At 31.3% G+C, this 24,519-nt stretch carries 21 protein-coding genes; 4 read left to right on the top strand and 17 right to left on the bottom strand.

The window, feature by feature from the left end; genetic code table 11:
* Positions 1-10 precede the first annotated feature (10 nt).
* The 15 genes from Q0807_RS11245 to Q0807_RS11175 all read right to left on the bottom strand — a co-directional run bounded on the left by Q0807_RS11245 (position 11) and on the right by Q0807_RS11175 (position 16,901).
* A complete protein-coding gene (locus Q0807_RS11245) occupies positions 11-2,044 on the bottom strand; it encodes a VWA domain-containing protein (protein WP_299109855.1) in 2,034 nt (677 codons plus the stop codon).
* A gap of 212 nt (positions 2,045-2,256) precedes the next feature.
* A complete protein-coding gene (locus tag Q0807_RS11240) occupies positions 2,257-2,868 on the bottom strand; it encodes a DUF6515 family protein (protein ID WP_299109853.1) in 612 nt (203 codons plus the stop codon).
* A 231-nt stretch (positions 2,869-3,099) separates the two neighbouring features.
* A complete protein-coding gene (locus Q0807_RS11235) occupies positions 3,100-3,399 on the bottom strand; it encodes a hypothetical protein (protein ID WP_299109851.1) in 300 nt (99 codons plus the stop codon).
* 131 nt (positions 3,400-3,530) lie between these two features.
* A complete protein-coding gene (locus tag Q0807_RS11230) occupies positions 3,531-4,259 on the bottom strand; it encodes a LytTR family DNA-binding domain-containing protein (protein WP_299109848.1) in 729 nt (242 codons plus the stop codon).
* A 34-nt stretch (positions 4,260-4,293) separates the two neighbouring features.
* Positions 4,294-5,301, bottom strand: coding sequence for a hypothetical protein (locus tag Q0807_RS11225; RefSeq protein ID WP_299109845.1), 1,008 nt, complete (start codon positions 5,299-5,301; stop codon positions 4,294-4,296).
* A gap of 13 nt (positions 5,302-5,314) precedes the next feature.
* Positions 5,315-5,914: a YbhB/YbcL family Raf kinase inhibitor-like protein gene (locus tag Q0807_RS11220; RefSeq protein WP_299109842.1), complete on the bottom strand. Its 600-nt coding sequence runs from the start codon at positions 5,912-5,914 to the stop codon at positions 5,315-5,317.
* Positions 5,911-7,236 (bottom strand): YHYH protein, encoded by a 1,326-nt coding sequence (locus tag Q0807_RS11215; protein ID WP_299109840.1) that lies wholly within the window; start codon positions 7,234-7,236, stop codon positions 5,911-5,913. The genes Q0807_RS11220 and Q0807_RS11215 overlap by 4 nt, the downstream gene beginning before the upstream one ends.
* Positions 7,237-7,268: 32 nt before the next feature.
* The gene (locus Q0807_RS11210; RefSeq protein ID WP_299109838.1) at positions 7,269-8,303 is read right to left on the bottom strand and encodes a sensor histidine kinase; all 1,035 of its coding nucleotides are present in this window, start codon (positions 8,301-8,303) and stop codon (positions 7,269-7,271) included.
* 104 nt (positions 8,304-8,407) lie between these two features.
* Positions 8,408-9,697 (bottom strand): DUF1566 domain-containing protein, encoded by a 1,290-nt coding sequence (locus tag Q0807_RS11205; RefSeq protein WP_299109837.1) that lies wholly within the window; start codon positions 9,695-9,697, stop codon positions 8,408-8,410.
* A 27-nt stretch (positions 9,698-9,724) separates the two neighbouring features.
* Positions 9,725-10,945 (bottom strand): ABC transporter permease, encoded by a 1,221-nt coding sequence (locus Q0807_RS11200; RefSeq protein WP_299109836.1) that lies wholly within the window; start codon positions 10,943-10,945, stop codon positions 9,725-9,727.
* 2 nt (positions 10,946-10,947) lie between these two features.
* Positions 10,948-11,691, bottom strand: a complete 744-nt coding sequence (locus tag Q0807_RS11195) for an ABC transporter ATP-binding protein (RefSeq protein WP_299109834.1) — start codon at positions 11,689-11,691, stop codon at positions 10,948-10,950.
* Positions 11,692-11,697: 6 nt separating this feature from the next.
* Positions 11,698-12,900, bottom strand: a complete 1,203-nt coding sequence (locus tag Q0807_RS11190) for an efflux RND transporter periplasmic adaptor subunit (protein WP_299109832.1) — start codon at positions 12,898-12,900, stop codon at positions 11,698-11,700.
* A gap of 11 nt (positions 12,901-12,911) precedes the next feature.
* On the bottom strand, positions 12,912-14,237 hold the full coding sequence (locus Q0807_RS11185; protein WP_299109829.1) for a TolC family protein: 1,326 nt from the start codon (positions 14,235-14,237) through the stop codon (positions 12,912-12,914).
* A gap of 137 nt (positions 14,238-14,374) precedes the next feature.
* Positions 14,375-15,610 carry a hypothetical protein gene (locus Q0807_RS11180; protein WP_299109827.1) on the bottom strand — a complete coding sequence of 412 codons (1,236 nt, stop codon included), beginning with the start codon at positions 15,608-15,610 and terminating at the stop codon, positions 14,375-14,377.
* Positions 15,603-16,901 carry a DUF4270 family protein gene (locus Q0807_RS11175; protein WP_299109825.1) on the bottom strand — a complete coding sequence of 433 codons (1,299 nt, stop codon included), beginning with the start codon at positions 16,899-16,901 and terminating at the stop codon, positions 15,603-15,605. The genes Q0807_RS11180 and Q0807_RS11175 overlap by 8 nt, the downstream gene beginning before the upstream one ends.
* Positions 16,902-17,175: 274 nt before the next feature.
* Between Q0807_RS11175 and Q0807_RS11170 the strand changes: the two genes are divergently transcribed.
* The 4 genes from Q0807_RS11170 (at position 17,176) to Q0807_RS11155 (ending at position 20,458) form a co-directional block, all read left to right on the top strand.
* A complete protein-coding gene (locus tag Q0807_RS11170; RefSeq protein WP_299109824.1) occupies positions 17,176-18,183 on the top strand; it encodes a kelch repeat-containing protein in 1,008 nt (335 codons plus the stop codon).
* A 133-nt stretch (positions 18,184-18,316) separates the two neighbouring features.
* Entirely contained in the window at positions 18,317-18,667 is a 351-nt protein-coding gene (locus Q0807_RS11165; RefSeq protein ID WP_299109823.1) for a DUF4907 domain-containing protein, read from the top strand.
* 317 nt (positions 18,668-18,984) lie between these two features.
* On the top strand, positions 18,985-19,737 hold the full coding sequence (locus Q0807_RS11160; protein ID WP_299109821.1) for a sensor histidine kinase: 753 nt from the start codon (positions 18,985-18,987) through the stop codon (positions 19,735-19,737).
* Positions 19,718-20,458, top strand: coding sequence for a LytTR family DNA-binding domain-containing protein (locus Q0807_RS11155; protein WP_299109818.1), 741 nt, complete (start codon positions 19,718-19,720; stop codon positions 20,456-20,458). Before Q0807_RS11160 ends, Q0807_RS11155 begins: the two co-directional genes overlap by 20 nt.
* Before the next feature lie 84 nt (positions 20,459-20,542).
* Here Q0807_RS11155 and fabG read toward each other — a convergent pair whose 3' ends face one another.
* Positions 20,543-21,289 (bottom strand): 3-oxoacyl-[acyl-carrier-protein] reductase, encoded by a 747-nt coding sequence (gene fabG, locus Q0807_RS11150; protein WP_299109816.1) that lies wholly within the window; start codon positions 21,287-21,289, stop codon positions 20,543-20,545.
* Between the two features lie 181 nt (positions 21,290-21,470).
* The gene (locus Q0807_RS11145; RefSeq protein WP_299109814.1) at positions 21,471-24,443 is read right to left on the bottom strand and encodes a pitrilysin family protein; all 2,973 of its coding nucleotides are present in this window, start codon (positions 24,441-24,443) and stop codon (positions 21,471-21,473) included.
* Positions 24,444-24,519: the final 76 nt, after the last annotated feature.

The following is a 24,519-nucleotide window of genomic DNA, read 5'->3' as shown; positions in this document are numbered from 1 at the left end:
TTGTTTTTCTTTAAATTAATCCGTTATATTTTCTAATAAACCACTCAATAAAAAGGCTTAAAACAATTAAACCGAGCAGATATTTCCAATCTATCAAAGGTACGATATTTTTAGTGCTTTTCTGAATGGTTGTATAACGCTTATCATTAAGAAGATTATCTATTAGAGCACTCGCCTGATTAACAAAATATGCTTCGCCTTTACTATTGGAAGCCAATGCTTCTAACTTTGTGATATCAGCGTTTAAAAATTGTTGTTCAACATTATACTCTAAAATTTGAAAACTTCCAGACGCAGCTACAGACTCTACATTATGCTTTATTGTAAAATCATATAAACCTGCATTTATGCCACTTAAGTCTACTGTATAATTACCATTATTTAATAAAAGAGGCACTTCCCTAACGCTTTCATCATCTTTGTTTTTTAAGATGATACTTAATGAAGCCGAATTATCAAATTCGAAATTTTTGTTGAAGTATTGCGCAGAAATAATAACATCGTCATTACCATTATAAAACGACTTATAATCAATATTGATGCGTTTTCGTTTTTTATTTGAACTTAAATATTGAACGAGTTTATTAATGAATTCGTCAAAATTATTAAAGCTATTGGTGTTTATGAATGATTGTGCTCTCCATTTCCAAATATCCTCACCATTTAGAATTGCATGTTTTGTACCATTAGCTTCAAAGGTTGCCAATAAAGCATCTTCTATTGTAATTCCGTTGACCGATTTATACAATAATATATCATGAGGAACAGAAATTTGTAGTGTACCAAATTCAGATTTTAAAGGTGGAAAATTATTAAAATCAATATTTTCCACAATAAAAGTTCCATAGTTTTTATTTAAACTTGGTTGATAGTTTTCAGTTTGATTGGTTATTTTTTGCTTATAATAATCTTGACTTTCATTTAAGATATTCCAGTTGGTAGTTTCACCTGAAATAATGAATGTATTGATTTTTTGTTCTTTAATTTCTTTTAAAATTGAATTAAATCTATTGTTTGGCTGATATAATATAACTAATTGAAAATCATTAATTTTATTTAATAATTCTTTTGGTTTAAAAATTGAAACGCTTCGTTGCTCATTACTTTCAATCGACTTCTTTAATGCTCCCAAATCTGGATGCATTCTGTCGTAAACCAAAGCAATATTTGTTTTTTGGTCTATCACTTCTACCCCAAAATTCTTAGTATTATTAACTTTATTTTTTTCGTTTTCTAAAGCCACCAATTCAACTCTATATGTTTTTACACCAACACTGTTTGCTATTAAAGCTGTTGATATAATTTCGGATGTTTTTGAAGCATTAAATTGCAATGATTTTCTAAATACCACAGCATTACCAGACCATATTTTTAGTTCAGTATTAATAGCATCCTTACCACTGTAATTAGCGATGACCTCAACCGGAAACTTGTTTTTTAAGTACACATAACGATTAACGTTTAATTGCTTTATACTTAAGTCTGAATATACTGTTGAATCGCCTAGAATAACAGGATAAACAGATTGTTTAATACCTTTAGAAACATAACTATAATCTGAGCCATACGTTTGGTTTCCGTCACTCAATACTACAATTGGAGCCGTTTGGTTTGCATATACTTCTCCTAATTGCTTTAAAGCCAATGCTAAGTTAGATTGACGCTCGTTAAAATTTAAGCTATCTAAGGTAGAAACCGATTTTCCGAAACTGTAAGTATGAATATCAAAACGGTTATTCAATTCTGAATTATTCGACAAGGCTTTAACAACTTCCCTAGCTTTTTCGTCTTGTTTTAAATATGAAATAGACTCTGAATTATCAACAGCAACGACTAGTGTTGGCTTTTCATCAAAATAAGTAAAAGATTCAAACTTAGGATTAATGAGTAATACTAAAATCCCAAAAATTGAAATTGTTCTTAATGCTAATAATAAATATTTTAAATTAGATTTTAAATTCGATTTATATAAATACTGAAACAGCGCTAATAAAAGCGCTGTAACTGCAGCAATGGCTATAAATAATATTGTTATGTTTTGCATTAATTCTATTCTGGGTACAGTAGTTAAGGATTCATTAATAAAAAACTATTCTTAATTTGTGTTTCCTAAAGATTCAAAATTACGAATAAATAGAAGAACTAATTATAATGCAATTATAAAAAACAGTTCCTAAAAACAAAAAAAGAGAATGATTTAAAAAACCATCCTCCTTTTCAACTAATCAACCAATCAATCTAATCTAATTCTCTTATTTATTCCATGTCTATAATACCAACCACTTCATAAGCTCTTGTACCATCTACTTGTACTTTTTCGTATAAAATATTTGCGTATTCATAATAAGTTTGTCCATCTATAGTTACTTTTTCGTAATCATCTGGTAACTCATATACAACTGTACCTACTTCTGGATCTACTACTTCATATTCATTATCAATTTGAACATAAAATGTACCATCTACGTTATAATAATTGTGTGCATTATGTCTTACTCTCTTATAATGTGTAGGTAATACTTTTATTCTGAAGCCAACCTTTGGTGCAATAACAATATAACGACCTCTAGATTGTGTGTAATACTTGTTATTAGCATAGTAATAGGTTTGTCCTTTATGCTTAATAACTTTTCTATTCGGTACATTTCTTACTGAAACCACTTTTCGTGTCGGTTTTTTATAAGTTACTTTAGTACTTGGCACTCTTCTACTTGTACTTTTAGTTTTTGTAGTCGTTCTTTTTGTTGTTGTCGTAGTCTTTTCTGCTTTCTTAGTTGCTGTACTTCTTTTTGTTTGCGCAGTAACTGTTGTTGAAATTGCCATTATAAATAATGCTGGCAAAATGAAGGCTTTTATAAATTTTTTCATGTTTTTAATTTTTTAAGGATTAAACTTCTCTCTTACTATTAAGACTGTTTTTAATAGCGATAGTTTAAAGGTAGCTGCATTAATTCTTGAAAAAAAAGCAACTAGACGTTTGCCTTAATTGTATCTACGAATAAGATAATTTTATAGATATTGTTAATTATAATTAAGAATTAAACATAAAAAAAAGCATACAATTTAATGTATGCCTTCTATTAATTAAGGGCTAATATCTTATTTTAATAAACCTAACAAACCTGTTAATTCGGTTAAGTTTAAGCTAGAATTACTGTCAGTATCTAAAATATTAAAATTATCTGCTACAGAACCAATTGCTTCTTTAGAACTGATAGCTTCATCCTTATTAGTGTCTAACAAACTAAAAAGACTTGTGATTTGCTGAACTGTTGAGTTAGAACTTAATGAACTCAATAATGTTGCTGCATCTGAGATATTAGATGTATTTACATTTTTTACGCTATTACAGCTAAACATAGTTATAACAACGGCTAATGATAGTAAGATTTTTTTCATAATATTATATAATTTTAAATATTACGGCGAAAGTAGTTCTCCCCTTTAGATTAAGGAAAGAGAATAGACCAATGAGGAATATGTCTATCTTAATACAATGAATCTATAGACAAAATAAAAAACACGTTGAGTTAAAGAGAATTATTATTAATAAACTCTAAGAATTTTGGCTTGTATTGCTCAGAAACAGTAATACGTTGTTCGTTGATTATTATTTGACTTCGCTCAATAACATCAATATTATTTAAAGACACAATAAACGAACGATGCACACGCATAAATTGAGTATCTGGCAACTCTTCTTCTAGAGATTTTAAACTCATTAAAGTTAGAATTGGTTTTGGATTAGCCTTTAGCCAAATTTTGATGTAATCCTTTAGACCTTCAAAATACAATACGTCAGCAAGTTTTATTCGTAATTGTTTGTATTCAGATTTAACAAATAGAAATTCTTTTTCATCAGAAAGAATACTGCCTTTTTTCCCTTTCACCAACTCAAACCAAGTGTTTGCTTTATTTGCTGCAGCTAAAAATTCTGCATAGTCAAAAGGCTTTAATAAATAATCTATAGCTTCTACTTTAAAACCTTCTAGTGCGTATTGATCAAAAGCGGTTGTGAAAATTACTCGTGTTTCTTTAGGTAACATTTTTGAGAACTCAATACCAGTTAAATCTGGCATCTGTATATCTAAAAACAGTAAATCTACAGGTTCGTTTTTTATAAACTCCATTGCTTCAATAGCACTACTACACTTCTTTTTTAAAGATAAAAAAGGTGTTTTTTCAACATAACTTTCTACTAAGTTTAAAGCCATAGGCTCATCGTCTACAATGACACAAGATATTTTTAAGTTACTCATAAGCTAAATTTGTTTTATTAAAAATAGGTTTATATTAGTTTACAGTGTATCTCACAATCACCTCATTATCTAAAATTACATTTGTAGACCATATAAATTGAGCATCCACTTCGTTATCATCAAAAATATCTGTAAAATTGGTGTAAGAAGGTTTATTATCTACACCTATCGTATTGTTTGAAAACTCGTTTGCGTTAGGCCATTCGCTATCATTAAAATCTGCAGATTGCCAATTTGTTGGCGTTTTCCAGTGCAATGCGTAATATAATGTTCCGTCATTAGAATCCTCTGTACTGCACGTTTTAGTTAATCGTAAAGTTCCTTCTTCGCTAGCACAAGACAAATCTCTTATAGGTGCTGTATAAAAAGTTTGAGCTTTCCAATTAGCATCTGTACTTGCAATTGTCTCTCCTTTAGCATTTTTAAATACAGCTACCATGCCTCCATCTCCTGGATGAAATGCTTGTCCTCTATTAGCTTCAGATCCTAAGCCACTATTTTCTTCCCAATCCACCAATTTCATGGCGATTGTAAAAGGCGTGTTTACCTTAAATCGAACTATATTAGAATTAAACTGCGTAAAAGGCACATTGTCCTTACCAACAGGAATTCCATTAATATACATTTCAAAATAGTTGTCGGCAAATACATAAGCCGTAACTATTTCACCATCGCTATCAACCTCAATAATATCTGTTCCATCTAAAGCTAGTAATGCTTCATCTGCCGAAGCGTATTCTACTTTTGTACACGGGTTAAACAAATCAGATGCAATAGGAAAACTATCATCAGCAAAGTTAACCTCAGCAGGAACTGTCCATTTACTGCCATCTGTTGCTGTAGATACACCAATTGGCGCTTCTCTACCTCTATCACATTCAAATATATTTTGAGTTAACACAGTTGCTGGTCCTTGAGAAACAGAAGCTGTTCCTGTATAAACTTCTGTATTATTAGTTGTCGTATTTTTACTGTTTTTACAAGCTGTTATTATAAAGCAAGCTAAAAAAATCAATAATGCAGTCTTCTTTAAAAGTATCATTTTACAATTATTTTTAATTAGAATCTATAAATGTTAAAGTGGTCCTATCTATAATTTTTACACTATCTAATGCATCCATAAACACATTGTAATCTACATTTAAACTGTGCTTTTGGGGTAACGCAGCAGGTGTTTCTGATAAGGCATAAAGTCCTATGGTATATTCATGCTTACCTTTACCACGAGAACATGGAGACGTATACGATATAGCTGTTCCGTCTTTATTTCCGCCCATAAACCAATTACCTTTAGACGCCATTTTGTATGGTATTTCTGTTGTTTCGGGATCTATATCCCATAATAGTAAATAGGAATTGATTTCTGTTTTATCATCTTTTTTAGGATAATGATACATTACAACCACTAGAGATTTAGTGCCTTCTGGGACATTTTCCCACGAAAGCGGTATGGAGTTTTCTACATCATTCACTTTTTCCTCACATTTATAAGCATCTAATAAAACACCATTCTCTATAGCAATACTCTTTATCTTAAAGTTGGAATGGATGGTTTTAAAATCATCATGATTCACTTTTGTAATCTCTCTATTATTGTTTTTACAAGACATCAAACCAGTAAAAAGCATAAGAACTATAAATTTTGAATGCTTCATTTTTTTCTTGGTTTATAGGTTTCAACTGTTAATGTACCATCGGAATTAATAAATTGATAGGTGTAAGTATCTTCGCTATCCCAACTATAATTTATGATATATTCTTTTGAATCTAAACTATAGGTTAAGCCATATGAGTTTTCTCCTAAAGATTTAAAATCAATAATTTCAGCACCTCGTAAAGGTCTTAACGCAGGTCTTAATTCTTGTGTTCTAGGTTGAGGATATACTTGATTTTCTGGCGCTTTTGTTTTTAGGTCAATAATAACTTCACCTCTCATGCCTGCAATTAAATAAGGGTATTCTTTAATTGCATGATACTGGTATGAGCCATCTGAGTTTGTTTTTCCTAAATACTCATCTAATATATCTGTTGTTTCTCCATAGACAGGAAAACCATCAACAGCGTAAGCAACTGGATTTCCTTCGCCAACTTGATCTTGCAAGTGTAATGGTGGTAAATGGTAATGATAATCGTCTGCACGTCCACAATGTCCGCCCCAATTGTCTAATTCTCCAATAGCATTAGCATCTTCTCCTCTATTATTTAAAGGGTTAAAAATAGGAATTCCATTTACAGCAACAGCAATAGCCCCTTTTAGCAAATTGGTTTTTGTAGATAACGGATTTTCTGCCATTTTTGGGTGTGTAGGTATAGCCCAACTATTATCACCTGTGTAATTTTGATTAATAGGCACTTGTTGTTGCCAGTTTGTTATACCAACCATCATATCATGATTTGGTAAACCATTTGATGACACATAAAGATAGTTTTCGTCTCTATACGTTGTAACACCGTCAAATTTTTCAAAAAACGTCTGCATCATAGCAACATCACTGGGAGGTACTACTATATCACTCGTTTTATTAGTACTTGTATTTTTACATGATACAATTAAAAGAACACCTAAACCAAGTGCTCCATGTGTTAAGTATACCTCTTTTCGTTGTTTTGTAAGTTTAAAAATAGAAAATGACAAAAGAAAAATACCTAAACCAATAAGCACCCAACTAAAATTTGAAAACGACAGTACATCAGCTTCAATAGCATTATTACTATTTAAAGAATATATGAATTCACTTTTAGTTTTAATAAACTTTTGGTCAGCTGCGTTAAAATCTGAAATTTTAAAAATTTTAATTCTATGGTTGACATCCATAAGCCAAACTTCATTGTTTTCATATTTAATAAAATCAGCATTAATTATTTCATTTACAGAGACTATTTCCCATTGCTTTAAAGGCAAACCATGTCCACCTCCATGTGCAAAAAGATTGCCATTTAATATCAAAAAAAAGACAATTATTATAGCATTTTTCATTAACTCAATTTTCTGTTTATTGTATTAATTATTTAGTTGGTTTCAATTTCTAATTGTGCTATATAATGGTTGTTTTTTACAAATGTCTTAAAACTGCTTTTATTTGGATATAGCAATTCTAAACGTTTTTCAATATTTGGAAGCCCAATTCCCGATCCACTTTTGTCATCTGTCTTTTTAGGGAAGTTAGCATTTTCAATTGTGAATAAAACATTTTGCTCATGAACCGTCATTTTTATATCAATTTCACTTTCTTTACTTGCTGAAACACCGTGCTTAAAGGCATTTTCTATTAATGATACAAATAATAAAGGTGCTATATTAATTCCTGTTTCTTCAGACGGAAAACTATAATTAACCTTTGTTTTATCTGAAACACGAAGCTTCATTAACTCTATATACTTTTTCATAAAATCGATTTCCTTAGATAACGAAACTGACTCTTCATTGGTCTCATACAACATATAGCGCATTAACTTACTCAAGCTATGGATTGAAGATTTTGCACGATCTGGAGATATATCTACTAAAGCATAAATATTATTTAACGAATTAAAAAAGAAATGTGGCTGCAATTGGTAATGCAAATGCTGAAGCTCTGACTTTAGTTTAATATTAATAGCTTCTTTTCTTTCTGCTTCAGTCTTTACCCAGCGTTTTGTGCTCTTTACAGCAATAGAAAACAACAAAGGTGCCATGTAAGATAGTATTTGAATGTACACAAACATTTTAAAAGGAGGACCGACTTTGTTGACTTCAGTTCGCTTTCTTGCCAAATCACTATAAAAAGTATCCTCTATATACTCTTTTAAAAATATGAAACTAGAAATAAGTACTAAGTTAATTACAACAAATAGAACCATCTTTTTTGTGAATAAAAAACGATCTATTACAATAAAGTAATTAAGATAAAAGATAATTGCAGAAAACACCAAAGGAATCCAAAAGTGAGCAATAACTCTAGCTATTTCTTGTTCTTGACCGTAAGACAGCAAGTAAGGCATACTAAACAGTACTAACCATACGAGAAGATGAGAAAAGATTGTTATTTTTATATTTTTATGCATTGTATTAATTTTGATTAATCCCAATTATTGGATTTAGATGCTATTATTACTCTCAAAAGTAACAATCCTAAATCTAAATTTATCGTCAACATTTATAAATTTAATTATTCAATATTCCTTACCAAACGCACATAGTTATAATAACGCTCTCCACCTTCACTTGCTGGTCCGTTTTCATGTTTGGTATCGAAACGAACGGCTCCTGCACCATGAAAATCTAAACCTTCATTATTTACTGCACGGCCAAAAGCGACATACCACGCATAGTAATATGGTTTTCCTTTTTGAAATCTTGCAGAAGTACTAGACCAATAATACGGATAATCCTTATCTCCATTTTCGTTAGTAATCTCACTTGAATTAAAGATTGGATTAATAGCAGCTCTATCTAATTTAGAATCTTTTGCACCTAGAGCAAAATCGTAATCCACAATACCTTGTAATTCTTTCACATTTGGCAAACGCCAATCCGTATATCCAGCTAATTTTGAATGCTCTGCATAGTATAGTGCGTTTTTCCAATCTAAACCTTTTTCACTATCATTTTTAGACCACATTAACCCAGTAGCTTTATCCGTAATAGTTTCATCTTCATTATCTTTAAAATCATTAATTCCATAAGCGTTACCACGTACTGCTCGGACATGTTTAAGCATCGGATTTCCCTTTGGTCTATCTCCATTATTCCTTGGAGGAGGTGGTCTATGTCCATCTTCATCTCCTTCTGGTCTATCTTGTCCACTTGGAAGAGGACCTTTTCTATCTTTCATATCTTTAGGTGACTCAGCTGCGTAAGCTTTAATATGTCCTGTGGCATGATTAACACCAAAGGCAGCAGTATAACCACCTTCTTCGGTATGACCAACATATTTATTCCTTGTCCAGTATTGTTCACTTTTATCGACATGCGTATTATTTACCAGAGAAAAATAAGTAGTATTTAAATAAGGCCAACCTTCACTAAAATCGCTAATTGAATATAACTCTTTAGCTGTTGGCATTCTCCAATCATCATAACCTCCCAATTCTAAATTCTCTACATAATCTTTTGCGCCTTGCCAATCAAACCCTTCTGTTGTAGGGATTTCTTGCCACATTAAGCCTGTGTTCAAATCTATTGTGATGCCATTATCATTTTTTTGATAAGACATTTTTTTGCCTTTTAAATAGTTGGCATCTTGGCCAAACAATGAATCACTAAGTTTCAAAGCAGTAATCATTTGTCCATCTTCACCATATAATGAATTTTGACCAGTTGCTATTTGTACATAATTCCTTTCTGTATTTTGAACTGTATCTAATGATACTACTACTACTTTTTTAGTCGTATCCATACAACCTAAACAAACTAAAACAATACTAAAAACACTTATTTTAAATGCATTCGTTTTCATAATTTTATGTTTAATAATTTATAAAGTTTACTCATAACGCAAAGCTGTTATTGGATCTAAAGCAGAAGCTTTTCTTGCCGGATACCAACCAAAAAAGATACCTGTAACTGCACAAACAGCAAACGAAATTACAATAGAATACAAAGCAACGCTAGTAGGCCAATTAAGAAATTTTTCAATAAATACAGTAGCTCCTAAGCCTAATAATACTCCTAGTAAACCACCTGTAATACTAATTAAAATGGCTTCAATTAAAAACTGTAATAAGATATCTGAGCCTTTGCCACCAACTGCCATTCGTAATCCTATTTCCTTAGTACGTTCTTTTACCGAAACATACATGATATTCATAATTCCAATTCCACCTATTAATAATGAAATACTCGCAACAGCTACTAATAGAATAGTCAGCATCTCACTAGTTGAACTAAATGTTGAAATCAACTCTTCCATAGAGCGAACCGTAAAATCATCGTCTTCGCTTTCTAATAATTTATGTTGTGAACGTAAAATTTCTGTGACTTGCGTTACAGCTTCTGGTGCATCATCTTCACTAACTGCAGATGCCATAACTTGATTTAAATAATCGATAGCCAAAATACGTTTCTGCACAGTTGTATAAGGTGCAATAACCACATCATCTTGATCTTGCCCAAAGGTATTCTCTCCTTTTTCTTCTAAAACTCCAATCACTTTAAACGGAATATTATCAAAACGAATCATTTGCCCTACAGGCTCTTGACCATCAGGAAACACATTATCTACAACCGTTTGACCTATTAAAGCCACTTTTGAAGCTGATTTTACTTCAGCATCTGTAAACATACTTCCACTTTGTAGGTCGACCACTTTTATATTTAAGTAATCAGGGTTTACACCATAAATAGTAGTTGGCCAGTTATTAGAGCCATTTATAACCTGTCCTCCTCCATTTACTACAGGTGTAATATAACTTAACGTTGTGGCTTCTTCTTTTATAACCTCGTAATCATCTAAAGTTAATGTTTGCACATCACCTCCACTTCCTCTTGCAGGACCTCTATCATCTGCTCCAGGTCTTATAGTGATCATATTAGAACCCATTGCTGAAATCGTAGTACGAATACTTTCTTTAGAACCTTCTCCAATAGCCAACATTGCTATAACTGAAGCCACACCAATGATGATACCTAACATGGTTAACAACGTTCTTGTTTTATTAAGAACAATGGCTTTTGTTGCGATTTTTAATAAATTTAATAGTCTCATAATTAATCGTCTTGTTTAGGTAATTTTGCTAATTCTGCAGCAGCAGATTGTACATTATGGTTTAGATAATCTTGCATAATAGCTCCATCTTTTAATACAACCGTTCTACTACTAAATGTTGCTATATCTGGCTCGTGAGTAACAAAAGTGATTGTTATTCCCTTTTTGTTTAACTCTTGAAATAATGACATAATCTCGTAAGATGTACGTGTATCTAAATTCCCTGTTGCTTCATCTGCTAATATCATTACCGGGTTATTCACTAATGATCTTGCGATAGCGACACGTTGTTGTTGTCCTCCTGAAAGTTGCGAAGGTGTATGATGCAATCTGTCACCCAAACCAACCATCTCTAAGGCTTTGATTGCTCGTTTCCTTCGCTCTTCAGAAGTTACTTTACTGTTATATAATAAGGGTAATTCTACATTTTCTATAGCAGATGTTCTTGCTAATAAATTATAAGATTGAAAAATGAATCCTATCTTTTCGTTTCTAATAGTCGCTAATTGATTTCGGTTTAAATCTTTTACACTCACACCGTCAATTTTATACAACCCAGAAGTTGGCTGATCTAAGCAACCTAAAATATTTAACATCGTACTTTTACCAGATCCACTCGATCCCATTATAGTTACAAACTCACCTTCTTTAATAGAAAATGAAATTCCTCTTAATGCATGAACCGTTTCGGTTCCCATGGTAAACTCACGTTTTAAATCTTCTATTTTAATGATTTCTTTACTCATGGCTTCTTATTTTTTCTTTCCTCCTGGACGTTGTGGCATAAATGGACTTTCATTTGTACCATCTAATTTTGCTTCAGATTTAGAAACACCTTTTAAACTATATACTAATTCATCTCCTTCTGAAATTCCACTTAAAATCTGAACATTTACACCATCACTAGCTCCTAATGTTACCATTTTTGGTGTTATACTTTTATTGTTTCCAAGAACCCAAAGTGTCGTTTCGTTTTTAGGAATATCACTAGTGTTATCAGATAAATTATGATGCATATTATAGGTTGCTAACATCTCAGTTTCTGGGCTAAAGTTTATGGCTTTTGCTTCTGCGGTTAAGACATCATTTAATTCTAATGTGTAAATTGAAATGGTAGCTGTTAAACCTGGTTTTAATTTTAAGTCCTCATTTTCTGCTTTAATAACCACAGTGTAAGTCACTACATTAGAAGTTACTGTAGGGTCTAAACGAACTTGAGTAACAACACCATTAAAAGTTTCACCTACATAAGCATCTACTGTAAATTCTACTCTTTGGCCATCTTTAACTTGCCCAATATCTGCCTCATCTACATCCGCTTCTACTTGCATTTCTTTTAAATCTTGAGCAATTGTAAATAAGGTTGGTGTACTATAACTTGCTGCAACAGTTTGCCCTTCATCTATATCTTTTGAAAGCACAACACCATCAATTGGCGAATAAATATTGGCATAACCTAAATTGGTCCTTGCAGATTGCAGGTCCGAATAACGTTGCGTCACGGTACCCTTTGCTGTTTGATAATTGTAGTCTGCATCATCAAAATCTGATTTACTTATAACCTGATTATCAAAGAGTGTTTTTTGTCTATCATAAATGGTCTTTGTGTAATTTCTTTGGCTTATAGCATTATCATAAGCGGCTTGTGCTTGTGTTAGTGAAGCTTTTAAATTTGTTTTATCTAACTCTGCAATGAGTTGTCCTTCTTTGACCTCACTATTATAGTCTACATATATTTTTTCTACAACGCCAGATACTTGTGTACCAACATCGACTTGGTTTATAGGCTCAATAGTTCCGGTTGCTGTAACCATTGTGGTCACATTTGCTTTTTTAGCTGCAACAGTTTTGGCTTCTATAATTATAGCATCTTCGCCTTTTATAAAACTAAAAGCTACAATAGCAACTACAATTAATGCAATACCGATTATTATAATGTTCTTTTTATTTTTCATGATTAAATTGATTAAAGTTTAATGTCGTTTCCTTGATAAAATTGTAATAATTGATGATATAAAATATTTAAGTATTTAGCTTGTAAATAGTTTTGTTGCGTATTGGTATAAGTATTTTGACTTATCACCAAATCTGTTGTACTTAAAGCACCTAATTCGTATTTTTTCTGTGCTAGATTATAACTTTGTTCTGCTGCTATTTTTGAAGCTTCAGAAGCTAAAACTTGCTCTTGTGCAGATAATGCATTTTGATACGCTGTTTCTACCTTTTTATAGACTTCCTTCTCTGTAGATTGTTTTTGTATTTCAGCTTTTTCAATATTAATTGTAGCTGTTTTTACGGCTGCTTTTGTTTGGTTTCTATTGAATATTGGGATACTTAAAGACAAGCCTAATTGTTGATTAAAGTTCACATCAAACTGATCAGAAAATGTATTGTCATTAATACTTGTATAACCAGAACCTAAACTTCCTAATAAAGATAAAGTTGGTAAATAGGCACCTTTAGTGATATCTAAATCTTTTTCATTAGCGGCAATATTTAGGTTGCTCGCTTGTATCTCTGGTAAAAAGCCTAACGCCTTGTTATAAACATCAACCTTGTTAAGTTCTAGATTAACCAAATCCATGTTTTCATCAATGGTTTCAATTTCTATAGTTTCAAAAGGTGTTAATTCTAATAATTGTTTTAATTGTATGATATATTGTTGGTAATCATTTTTAGCTGCAATGACATTGTATTTATTAGTTGCAGCTTGGCTTTGTGCTTCTGTATAATCGCTCAATGCAATAGTACCAGCATCTAACCGAGCCTTTGCTCTTTCAACTTCCTTTTCTGAAGCTAACACATTATTCTCAGCTATAATGATACTTTCCTTACTGTAGAGTGTTTGTAAGTAAACTTCTAATATGTTTAAAACAATATTATTTTTCTCTACTTCTTCTTGAAAAATACTTTGCTCAAATAATAATTTATTTTGTTTGATTTGATTACTGATTTGACTCCCTTGAAACAAGGTTACAGAACTGTTAATACCAACGTTGGTACTATGAATTTGATCCGTAACATAATCACTAGTAATAGGATCAATTGTATTTCCGTTTGAGAAATTCTGTGAAGCACTAGCATATAGATTTGGTAATCTTGAAGATTTAGCTTTATTATAATCTACTTCTGCAATGTCCTTAGTTAAGGTTGCATCTTTAACAGTAATATTATTTTCTAAAGCATAAGTAATACAATCTTCTAGAGTCCAAACATCTGGTTTTGGCGACGTATCTTGAGCAAAAGCTATTTGCGCAAAGATTAAACTTGTTATAAATAAGAATAATTTCATTTTTAAGGTGTTTTCTAATTAACACTTCAAAAATGAAACTATATAATAATGTATAAAACTGTAATAGATGTTTACCCTTATTGTCTAGACGAAAACGCCTATTTTACCGAAGAGATTTTTACAATTTTTAGCAATCATTAATTATACTTTCTCTGTTGAAACCATAAATCTGATAGCGAAATATTAATATTTAATGTATTCACATACTCTTGAATAAGTATGCTATCTGTAGTCCCTTTTTTACCTAGAGAATACGACACATTTAATAAAGATTTTTTACCAATTGGTAATCCTATACCAACTGATGCCGCAAAAGTATCAATTCTTGTATCATCTACTTTAAGATAACCAGAATTATAGTTTAAGCCCATTCTAAAATCTACACGTTTCCAATACTTATAACTCTTTGGATCTGCAGAATATGAGGCTCCAAAACTATAAACGTCTTGATCTACGTATTCTCCAATAGCATCAGACTGATCTGTCGCTGACCAAAAACTCTTATTATAATCAGCTGATAACATTAGGTTTTTAATTTTTGTACTATAACCAAATCCTAATTTAAATGGCATAGAAAAGTTATCAATATCTTCGTCTTCAGTTTCTTCTAACAACGAATATGCAGAATTTGAATATTTGCTTACTTCAGTATCTTTTGTACCTGATAACACCGTTGGAAAATCTAATGTGAATCCGAAATTGTGTTTTTCTTTAAATTTATATTGTAAACCTAATCCAAGTTGCGCTCCTCTGTAGTAATTAATTTCTTCAACAATTAAATAACTGTTTGTGGTAATAATAGATTCTGTTTCTTCAATTTTTCCGAATAAATAAGATGCTTTTAGACCCACGTTTAAATTCTTGGTTAATGGTCTTCCATAATCTAATCGTAATTCATTTAATCCACCAGAACCTTCAATATTAGTTGTAAACTGCTCAGTGCTACCTTCTATATTACTCTGTATACCTGTTAACGCATAGCCAACATTAGAGGCTGGCTTAAGTGTTAATGCCATTCCATATTTTCCGCCACTGTTAAAACCAAAGGACATATTGGTAAAATTGTACGTCGATTTTTGTTCGTTTAAATCACTTCCTGTTAAGTTCACAAACTCACCAGTTCCTCCAAAATCTAGAATAAATTCATCTGCATTTACAGTCGCCAATGAAGCCGGATTATAAAGGTTTAAACCATAATTAGCATCTAAAGAGATTCCTGTTTTACCTAGTCCACTATTTCGTCCTGTCCCTGAATTGCTTTCTACACCTAAGCCAAAAAGTGAATAAGGAGAACTGGTTAAATTATTAGACTGAGAATAGCCAAATAATCCTATTACCATTGCAAAAATAATTGTGTATTTAGATTTATTCATATATCGCATAGGTTATGACTAATCTGGTATTATAACTAGATCTTTCAGCGTCATTAAAAATTATTTTATTTATTGTTGAATTGTAATCATTAGGAATTAAAATAAGGGCATCTTCAGTCTCAGGACTTTCACTTAATTTTTGATCTATAAAATCAATTACAGGAACCTCATAAGTGATGAGATTAAATTCGGAATTGTCTGTTGATAGTGTTCCTGAAACAACATCTGAGCTATTAGAAATCTGACTCGCCAAATCATTATTTTGATCTATTGTATAAAGTAATAATGATTCGCTTAAAGGTTGAAGATCTGAATGCGAAACTGTATTAGGCTCTATGTAAAGCACAGCATCTAAAATGGTACCTTCTCTGCCTATATCATAAATATCTTTTATCGTTGGAAATTCAATCTTAGTCACATAACCTGTACCTGCTTGGTTATAGCTAATACCATAACTATCTGAAGAATCTAAGTTATATTCTTGGTCTGTTATTACTTCAAGCGGTAAACCTGTAACATCAGATTCTGAATGATTATAAAAGGTGTTTATTGAAAAATCGTAAGTATACTCATCAGTTTCTAGCTCATCTGGTATGGTATAATAAAAACGAATATAGGTATCCGTACTAGACGTTGAAAAACCAACTATTGAGCCATCATCATCAGTACCAGGTTGTACTGTTATTCCTTTTAACTTCTGGTATAAAGATTCAGCATCTGTAATATTATTATCTCTAATATCATTAAATAATTCTTCTCCAAACGTATACGGTAATGTTACAAATAGAGAATCTCTATTTGGTGTTGGTATATAAGATTTACTTATTAAAGGCGTCGTTTCATAAGCCGTTTCAGATGTATTATAAAAAACATCATCATCACTGCTCATTTTATCAATTAGCTTATGAATATTAAGCGTTGACACTTGTGTAGTATCATTATAGTAATACGTATCATAACCAAGTACTAAACCCACGCTGTCTAATACCGCATCATTATCAATGTAATATGAATCTGGATTTAATTGCATATATGAAGAAGAACTTACAATTCCCATATCATCATCTTCATACTTGCCAATTAATAATCTACTGCTTATTGAAGTTGAAATAGAATCAAACTTCATAGTAGAAAATTTAACGGAAAATGTATCAATTGATAAGACCCTAATATTTGTATTTGTAAAGTCTTCTCCTGCCAAGGTACTTTCTTCGTCCGAGTCTGTAGAACAAGAAATTACAAATATTGCAATAGCAATTGCAGAGAATAATTTTAGATAAGATTTAGACATTTGCTTTTTATTATTTGTACAAATCAACTAAGCAATCTGTTTAATAAAAAGTAAAATAGACCTATGACCTTTATTTATCTACAAATAAGCCATTTTATACTATAAAAATAAGTTGATGGATTTGTAGATTAAATTACCGTGTTTGTCTACAAAAAAATAGTCTAGGTCTATTTTATAATTATCGTAAAAGTTTGAGGTAGTAAGTTCGCACTGTAAGCGAAAAATAAAAGCGCAATTAGCAACCAATTAGTTTAAACATAAAATAATAAGTGAAATGAAAAAAATTAACAGCAAGGCAGCAATAAGATTACTTTATTTAAGTGCTATACTAACACTTTTTTATAATTGTAATAGTGATGATGACAGTGATGACACTTCAGGAAACTGGGTTAAGAAATCTACCTTTAATGAAGAAGCAAGAAGTAGTTCTTCTGCCTTCACTATCGATAATATCGGTTACATGGGAACTGGTTATGATGGTGATGATTACTACAATGATTTTTGGAGCTATAATATGGACACTAACTCTTGGCAACAATTATCAGATTTTCCTGGTGTAGAACGTAGTTCTGCTTCATCATTTGTAATTAATAATGAAGGTTATATGGGAACTGGTTATAACGGTGACTCTAACGAAGAATTATCAGATTTTTATAAATACAATACAAATACAAATAGTTGGACACAAATTGCAGATTTTGGTGGTTCAGCGAGATACGGAACTGTAGGCTTTGGTTCTGACAACTATGGTTACGTTGGGACGGGTTATGATGGTAGCGACAAAAAAGATTTCTGGAAATACGACCCTATTGCAGATACTTGGACTGAAGTTTTTGGTTTTGGAGGTGATAAAAGAAGAGATGGTATAACATTTACTATTGGTAGTGATGTGTATTTGGGAACAGGAATTAGTAATGGTGTTTACGAAACAGATTTCTGGGTATTTAACTTAGATACTGAAACATGGACAGAGCTTGAAGATATCGATGAAGATGATGATGATTACGTGTATAGATCTAATGCTGTTGCCTTCACTATAGATGGAAAAGGATATGTTGCTTGCGGTGAATATGGAGGGAGTACAAATACGGTTTATGAATACACACCAAGTACAGAAGAATGGGAAGAAAAAACGGAGTTTGAATTGTACGCAAGAAGAGATGCGATTTCATTTAGTAATGGATCAAGAGCATTTGTAGCATTAGGAAGAAACGGAACGTTATATCTAGATGATAACATGGAGTTTTTCCCAAATGCAGAACAAGACGACGACGACAATTAAAATATAAAGCATTGTTTAGATTGATTGAAATGGGCTATTAGCTTTTTAGACACTGGTTAATAGCCAACCTTAGAGTCAGGATAATGTTGGGTATCCTTCATTTTTTCTGACTCTTATTTTTTAAAACAACATTATGAAAAAATTATATACTTACTTCTTGGCATTTTTGGTGATTTCAACACTAACTATTCTGTTTTTATATTTGAAAAACACTAGAAACGAAACTACAGAAATAAACAATTCGCCTTATACTTTGCAAGTAATAGAGCAAGACAGTTCTTGGATATATGAAATCTATAATAACGACAGTTTGTTTATTAGACAAGAGTATATTCCTTCAGTTAATGGTAAACAAAGTTTTAAAACAAAGAAAGATGCTGAAAAAATTGGTAATCTTGTAGTTAGTAAGCTTTCTAAAAATGTATTTCCCGTAATAAGCAAGGACGACCTTAATGATAATAACATTAATTTTGAACATATTTAGTTTGCATTAATTATTCAATTTTGATAAAAAACATCTCACATAAAGAACTTCTAATACATATCTTCGTTTGGTTATGTATAAGCATATTCCCCTTATTTACAGCTTACATTGATTTAGGCGAAATACCAGCAGACTTATATTTTAGGCAAGCTATACGTCCTATTCTATTTTATGTTAATTACCTCCTTCTTGTTCCTTATTTTTTATTGAAACGAAAGTTGTTTTTATATATAATTCTTTCAATTGCTTTTCTAATTCTTTACAATTATGTAAGTGTAGAGCTAATCTCTAACACTGTTGCTAACGAATTTAGGAATATGCCCAGACCTCCAAATATGCGAGGTGGACCATTTGGAATAAGACATGCTATACCTATTGTTTTTTCGTTATCAATATTTCTTTTAGGCGGAATTTTTAGTTTAGTGGTTGATTTTTATAAAAGAGATCGCGAGTCTAAAGAACTTGAGAACGAACAGAAAGAAATAAAACTTCAATTTTTAAGAAATCAATTAAACCCACATTTTTTATTCAACTCACTTAATAGTATTTACTCCTTAGTTAGAAGTAAATCTGATAATGCACCAGAAGCTGTAATTACACTTTCTGAGTTAATGCGTTATATGTTATATGAAGCTGGTGATGAACAAGTACCATTAGAAAAGGAGATGAATTACATACAAAACTACATCGCTTTACAACGGTTAAGACTAAAAAACACGGAAGCTGTTAAACTTAACATAAAAGGTGAGACAAGACACCTAAAAATCTATCCTTTGTTATTAATTTCATTTATTGAAAATGCTTTTAAATACGGCACAGACTATAAAGGAAACACACATATTGACATTAAAATTATTGTGGAAAACGATAAACTCATTTTTAATGTAGAAAATATAGTAGGCTTATATAAACGCGATGATAAAAATTCGGGCGTTGGTTTAGAGAACATAAAAAATCAACTGAACCATTTGTATAGTAATAATCACGAATTAACTATTGAGCAAGACAAAACTCATTATAGAGTTTACTTAACTATAAATCTAAATAAGAATGAAATGTATAATAATTGATGACGAGCCATTAGCTATAGATGTTATTGAATCTTATTGTAAAGCCTTAAGCGCAGTAGAAGTTATAAGCACATTTACAAATGCCATTGAAGCTTTAGATTTTATAAATAGTAACTGTATTGATTTAGTATTCTCCGATATTGAAATGCCAAATATCTCAGGCATTGAACTTATAAAATCATTAGAAGGAAAAGTACCTTATTTTATATTTACAACAGCTTATCCAGAATATGCATTAGAAGGATTTGATTTAAATGCTGTGGATTATCTCGTAAAACCAATACCATTTCCTCGTTTTCTAAAAGCAGTTAACAGAGTGAAAGAAATGATGAAGCTGAGTGAGGTTAATACTTCTTTCAATGTGTCTTCTGCAGGTGGAGAAACAACAACTGCATCAGCACCTCATGAAGATGATTTTATTTTTGTAAAATCTGAATACGAAAACTTAAAGATTGACATTAAATCAATTAAGCATATTCAAGGATTAAAAGATTATTTAAAAATTCATTCTGAAGCATCCAAACCTATATTAACCTTAATGAGCTTTAAGGAAATTCAAGATAAATTACCTGAAAATACATTTATTAGAGTCCATCGCTCATACATTGTTAATGTTAATAAAATTACATCCATTCAGAAAAATAGAATTGTAATTAAAGACGAAAGAATTCCGATTGGAGAAAGCTATAAATCTATGGTTTATAGTCGTCTTAATATTTAAATTAAAACTTAAATGTTTATTTGTAAAAAACAAAAACAGCGCTAATTATAGCGCTGTTTTTGTTTTATGCATTTTAATTATAACTTAAGTCAACATTCCTCCATCTACATTCAAAGTTTGTCCTGTAATATAAGCACTTAAATCACTTGCTAAAAACACGCAAGCGTTAGCGATATCTTCTGGTGTACCTCCTCTTTTTAAAGGAATACCAGCTCTCCAACCTTTTACAGTCTCTTCATCTAATTTCGCCGTCATTTCAGTTTCTATAAAACCAGGTGCGATGACGTTACTTCTAATATTACGAGAACCTAATTCTAAAGCTACAGACTTAGAAAAACCAATGATTCCGGCTTTAGAAGCTGCGTAGTTTGTTTGTCCTGCGTTTCCTTTTACACCAACAACAGAGCTCATGTTTATAATGGAACCTTTACGTTGTTTTAACATGGTACGCTGTACAGCTTTAGTCATGTTAAAAACCGATTTCAAATTCACTTCAATCACTTTGTCAAAATCAGCTTCTTGCATACGCATTAAAAGGTTGTCTTTTGTGATACCTGCATTATTTATTAAAATATCAATAGCTCCAAATTCTTCTAAAACATCAGCTGCTAGTTTTTGAGCTTCATCAAAATTTGCGGCATTACTTTGGTAACCTTTTGCTTTAATTCCTTTAGCGTTTAATTCTTTTTCTAAAGCATTTGCTGCTTCAACAGAAGAACTGTATGTAAAGGCTACATTAGCACCATGATCTGCAAAGACTTCTGCAATTCCTTTACCTATACCTCTACTTGCACCTGTTATAATAGCTGTTTTTCCTTCTAAAAGTTTCATATTAATATAATCGTTTAGTTAGTGTTGTCTTTATTAGAGAAGTATAGCACAAATCTAATTTACTTAAGATTGTACTTAACACTTCAATTCAAATATACTATAAATTAAAAATTCTAAGACATAAAAAAACCTCATATTTTTATATCAATATGAGGTTTAATTTAAGTTTAAAGATTTATTCTTATTGCTTTAACTCTTCTGGTTGATTATAATTAAAAAGATAATCGATATCCATTTCTTTTATCGTTCCTAATTTACTTAAAGCGTCAAAATCCATGTCCTTTTTGTTTCCTATAACCATAACATTATAGTTTTCACCTTTAATGTTATTATTAAAGAATGCTTTAAGGTCATCCATCGTCATGTTTTTAATAGCATTGTAAATTTCCTCACGATTATCATTATCAATTCCACGCTTTTTTAACCCTTCATACGTCCAAAATATATTAGACTTAGTAATTCGCTTAGCTGCAATTTTCTTTAAAGTAGCCTCTTTTGCTTGATTGAATTGATCTTCTGCTTCTGGCATATCTGTCATTAACTCCATCATTGCACTAACTGCTTGCTCTAATTTATTAGCTTGTGTACCAACATAAGCCATTGTGTAATCTGGCTTTCCTTGCTCACTTGCCATGTTATAGCTAGAGAATGCAGAATAAGCTAAAGATTTAGATTCCCTTATTTCTTGAAAAACAATTGAAGATAACCCTCTACCAAAATATGTATTAAACAACTGAGAAGCTGCCATTTTCTCCGGACTAAATTCTTCGCCTTTAGCTAATAATAAAATCTCACTTTGTACCATATCGTAATCTACAAAGTAAACATTTCCACCAGTTTCTAAATTAGTGTACTCTACTTTTTCAGGATAATCTAATAATGTTTCAGGAATTTTATGATGCTTATTTAAAGCTGCTTTTGCTTCATCTTGTGCATTACCATAGTAAAATATACGTTGCTTATATGCACGCATTTCCTTTACCTTATTTACTAATTCTGTTGGACTTATTGCTTTTAATTCTGCTTCAGAATAAATATTTCTTAATCTAGAATTCTCACCATATTGTCCGTAACTCATTAAACCATTCCAAAAAATGTTTCCTTTTTGAGTTTTACCATCTTCTCTACCTTTTAAAATACTTTGAACATACTTATCGTAAGACTCTTGGTTTGCTTCCGCATTATTCCATAAGTGTTCTAACAATGCTAAACCAGCATCTAAATTTTCTTTAAGACCTGAAATACCTACATAAGTCTTATCACTAGATGAAAACACATTGTAGCTCACTCCTATTTTGTAAAACTCTTGTTTTAACTGCTCTGGCGTATATTTATCAGTCCCTAAATAATCTAAATAACCAGCTGCAAGAGACACCATTCTATCATTGTCTTGTCCCATATCAAAAATGATATTCAAATCAAAAATATCATTGTTTGGGTTTTCTATATATGAAAGCTTAAGTCCATTATCTGTTTTAGATTCTTTAATTGCGGTTTTATAATCTATAAACTGAGGTTTTAAATCTGGAGAAACTATTGCATTTATAGATTTTAAGAAATCAGATTCTTTACCTCTATTTAACTCAATAGGTGTAATCCCAGGATTTTCAACTTTTACAATTGATGTGTCTTCACCTTGTAGTTTATGTACTTCTACATAATTATCGCCATAAAATGTATTTGCAAAATCAACAACTTCTTGTTTTGTGATTTTTTTCATTTCATCTAATATTTCTAAACGGTTTTTCCATTCTTGCTCTCCAATAAAAGCATCTAAATATGCGTAAGCTGTAGCAGAACCATTCTCGTACTCTTTAATTTGAGATAAACGCATATCATTGATAACTGCATCTAATAACCAATCCTCAAATTCACCTTTCTTAATTTTATCGACTTGTGTCAATAACAAACCTTTAACTTCATCTAAAGTTTGATCTGCTTTTGGCGAACCATAGAGTAAATGAAATCCATAATCATTATTGAAATTTGTAAAAGACGATGCTCTTTGTACTAATTGCTTTTGGTTAAGATTTAAATCTATTAAACCAGCTTGAGAATTAGCTAACATATAATCTACAAGGTTTAGAATAACTTCTTGGTCCGATCCTTTTCCTTTTGATCTAAAAGCAATGTAAATTGATTCTGCAGTTGGGCCTAATACTTCTTTTTTAACAGGAGCTGTAATTGGCTCTAACTCTGGAAAAGTAGGATGAGTAACTTCTTTTTTCTCATAACTTCCAAAAGCATCATTTACTTTTTTAATTGTTGAATCAAAATCTAAATCACCTACCATGATTACTGCCATGTTATTTGGCACATAGTATTTATCAAAATAAGCATTAATAGCCTCCATTGAAGGATTTTTTAAGTGCTCTGAAATACCAATTGTTGATTGTGTTCCGTATGGATGTGTTGGAAACAGACCTTCTAAAGTAGCGAAGTATTGCTTACGTCCATCGTTATCTTGACCTCTATTGAATTCTTCATAAACAGCTTCTAATTCTGTATGAAATAAACGTAATACTAATTTACTGAAACGCTCACTTTCTACTTTTAACCATTTATCTACTTCGTTAGAAGGGATTTTGTTGACGTATACTGTTTGCTCATTAGATGTAAAGGCATTTGTACCCTCTGCTCCTAATGAATTTGTTATTTTATCATATTCATTAGCAATAGACAATTTAGATGCTTCTAATGAAACCTCGTCAATTTTCTTGTAAAGTGCTTTTTTCTTTTCTGGGTCTTTCTCTGCTTTGTGCTCTTCGTACAAATCAGATATTTGCTTAATTAACTTAGACTCTTCTTCATAATTTTGAGTACCAAATTTATCTGTACCTTTAAAAACCATATGCTCCAAGTAATGCGCTAAACCTGTATTGTCTGCAGGGTCATAAGTAGAACCTGCACGCACAGCAATAAGAGTTTGAATTTTAGGCTCTTCTTCATTCTTACCCAAATAAACTTTAAGACCATTGTCTAAAGTATAAAGGCGTAAGCCAGTTGGGTCGTTTGCTACGGTTTCATAATTAAAGCCATTAGCATCTTGATTGGTTTCGGTTGAATAACCGAGTTTTTTGGAATCGTTTTCGGTTTTACACCCAAAAACCACTGCAACTAATAGTAGCAGTAAGACTGATTTAGTGATTTTCATTTTTTGATTTTAGTTGATTAATTGAATAAAAAAAATCCATTAGCTAAAAATATAGCCAATGGATTTATAACGTAAA

The organism is uncultured Winogradskyella sp., assembly GCF_947495255.1.
In the GTDB taxonomy this organism is placed as follows: domain Bacteria; phylum Bacteroidota; class Bacteroidia; order Flavobacteriales; family Flavobacteriaceae; genus Winogradskyella.
Note: the sequence above shows the minus strand (reverse complement) of the source record. Positions and strands in the feature narration are given on the sequence as shown.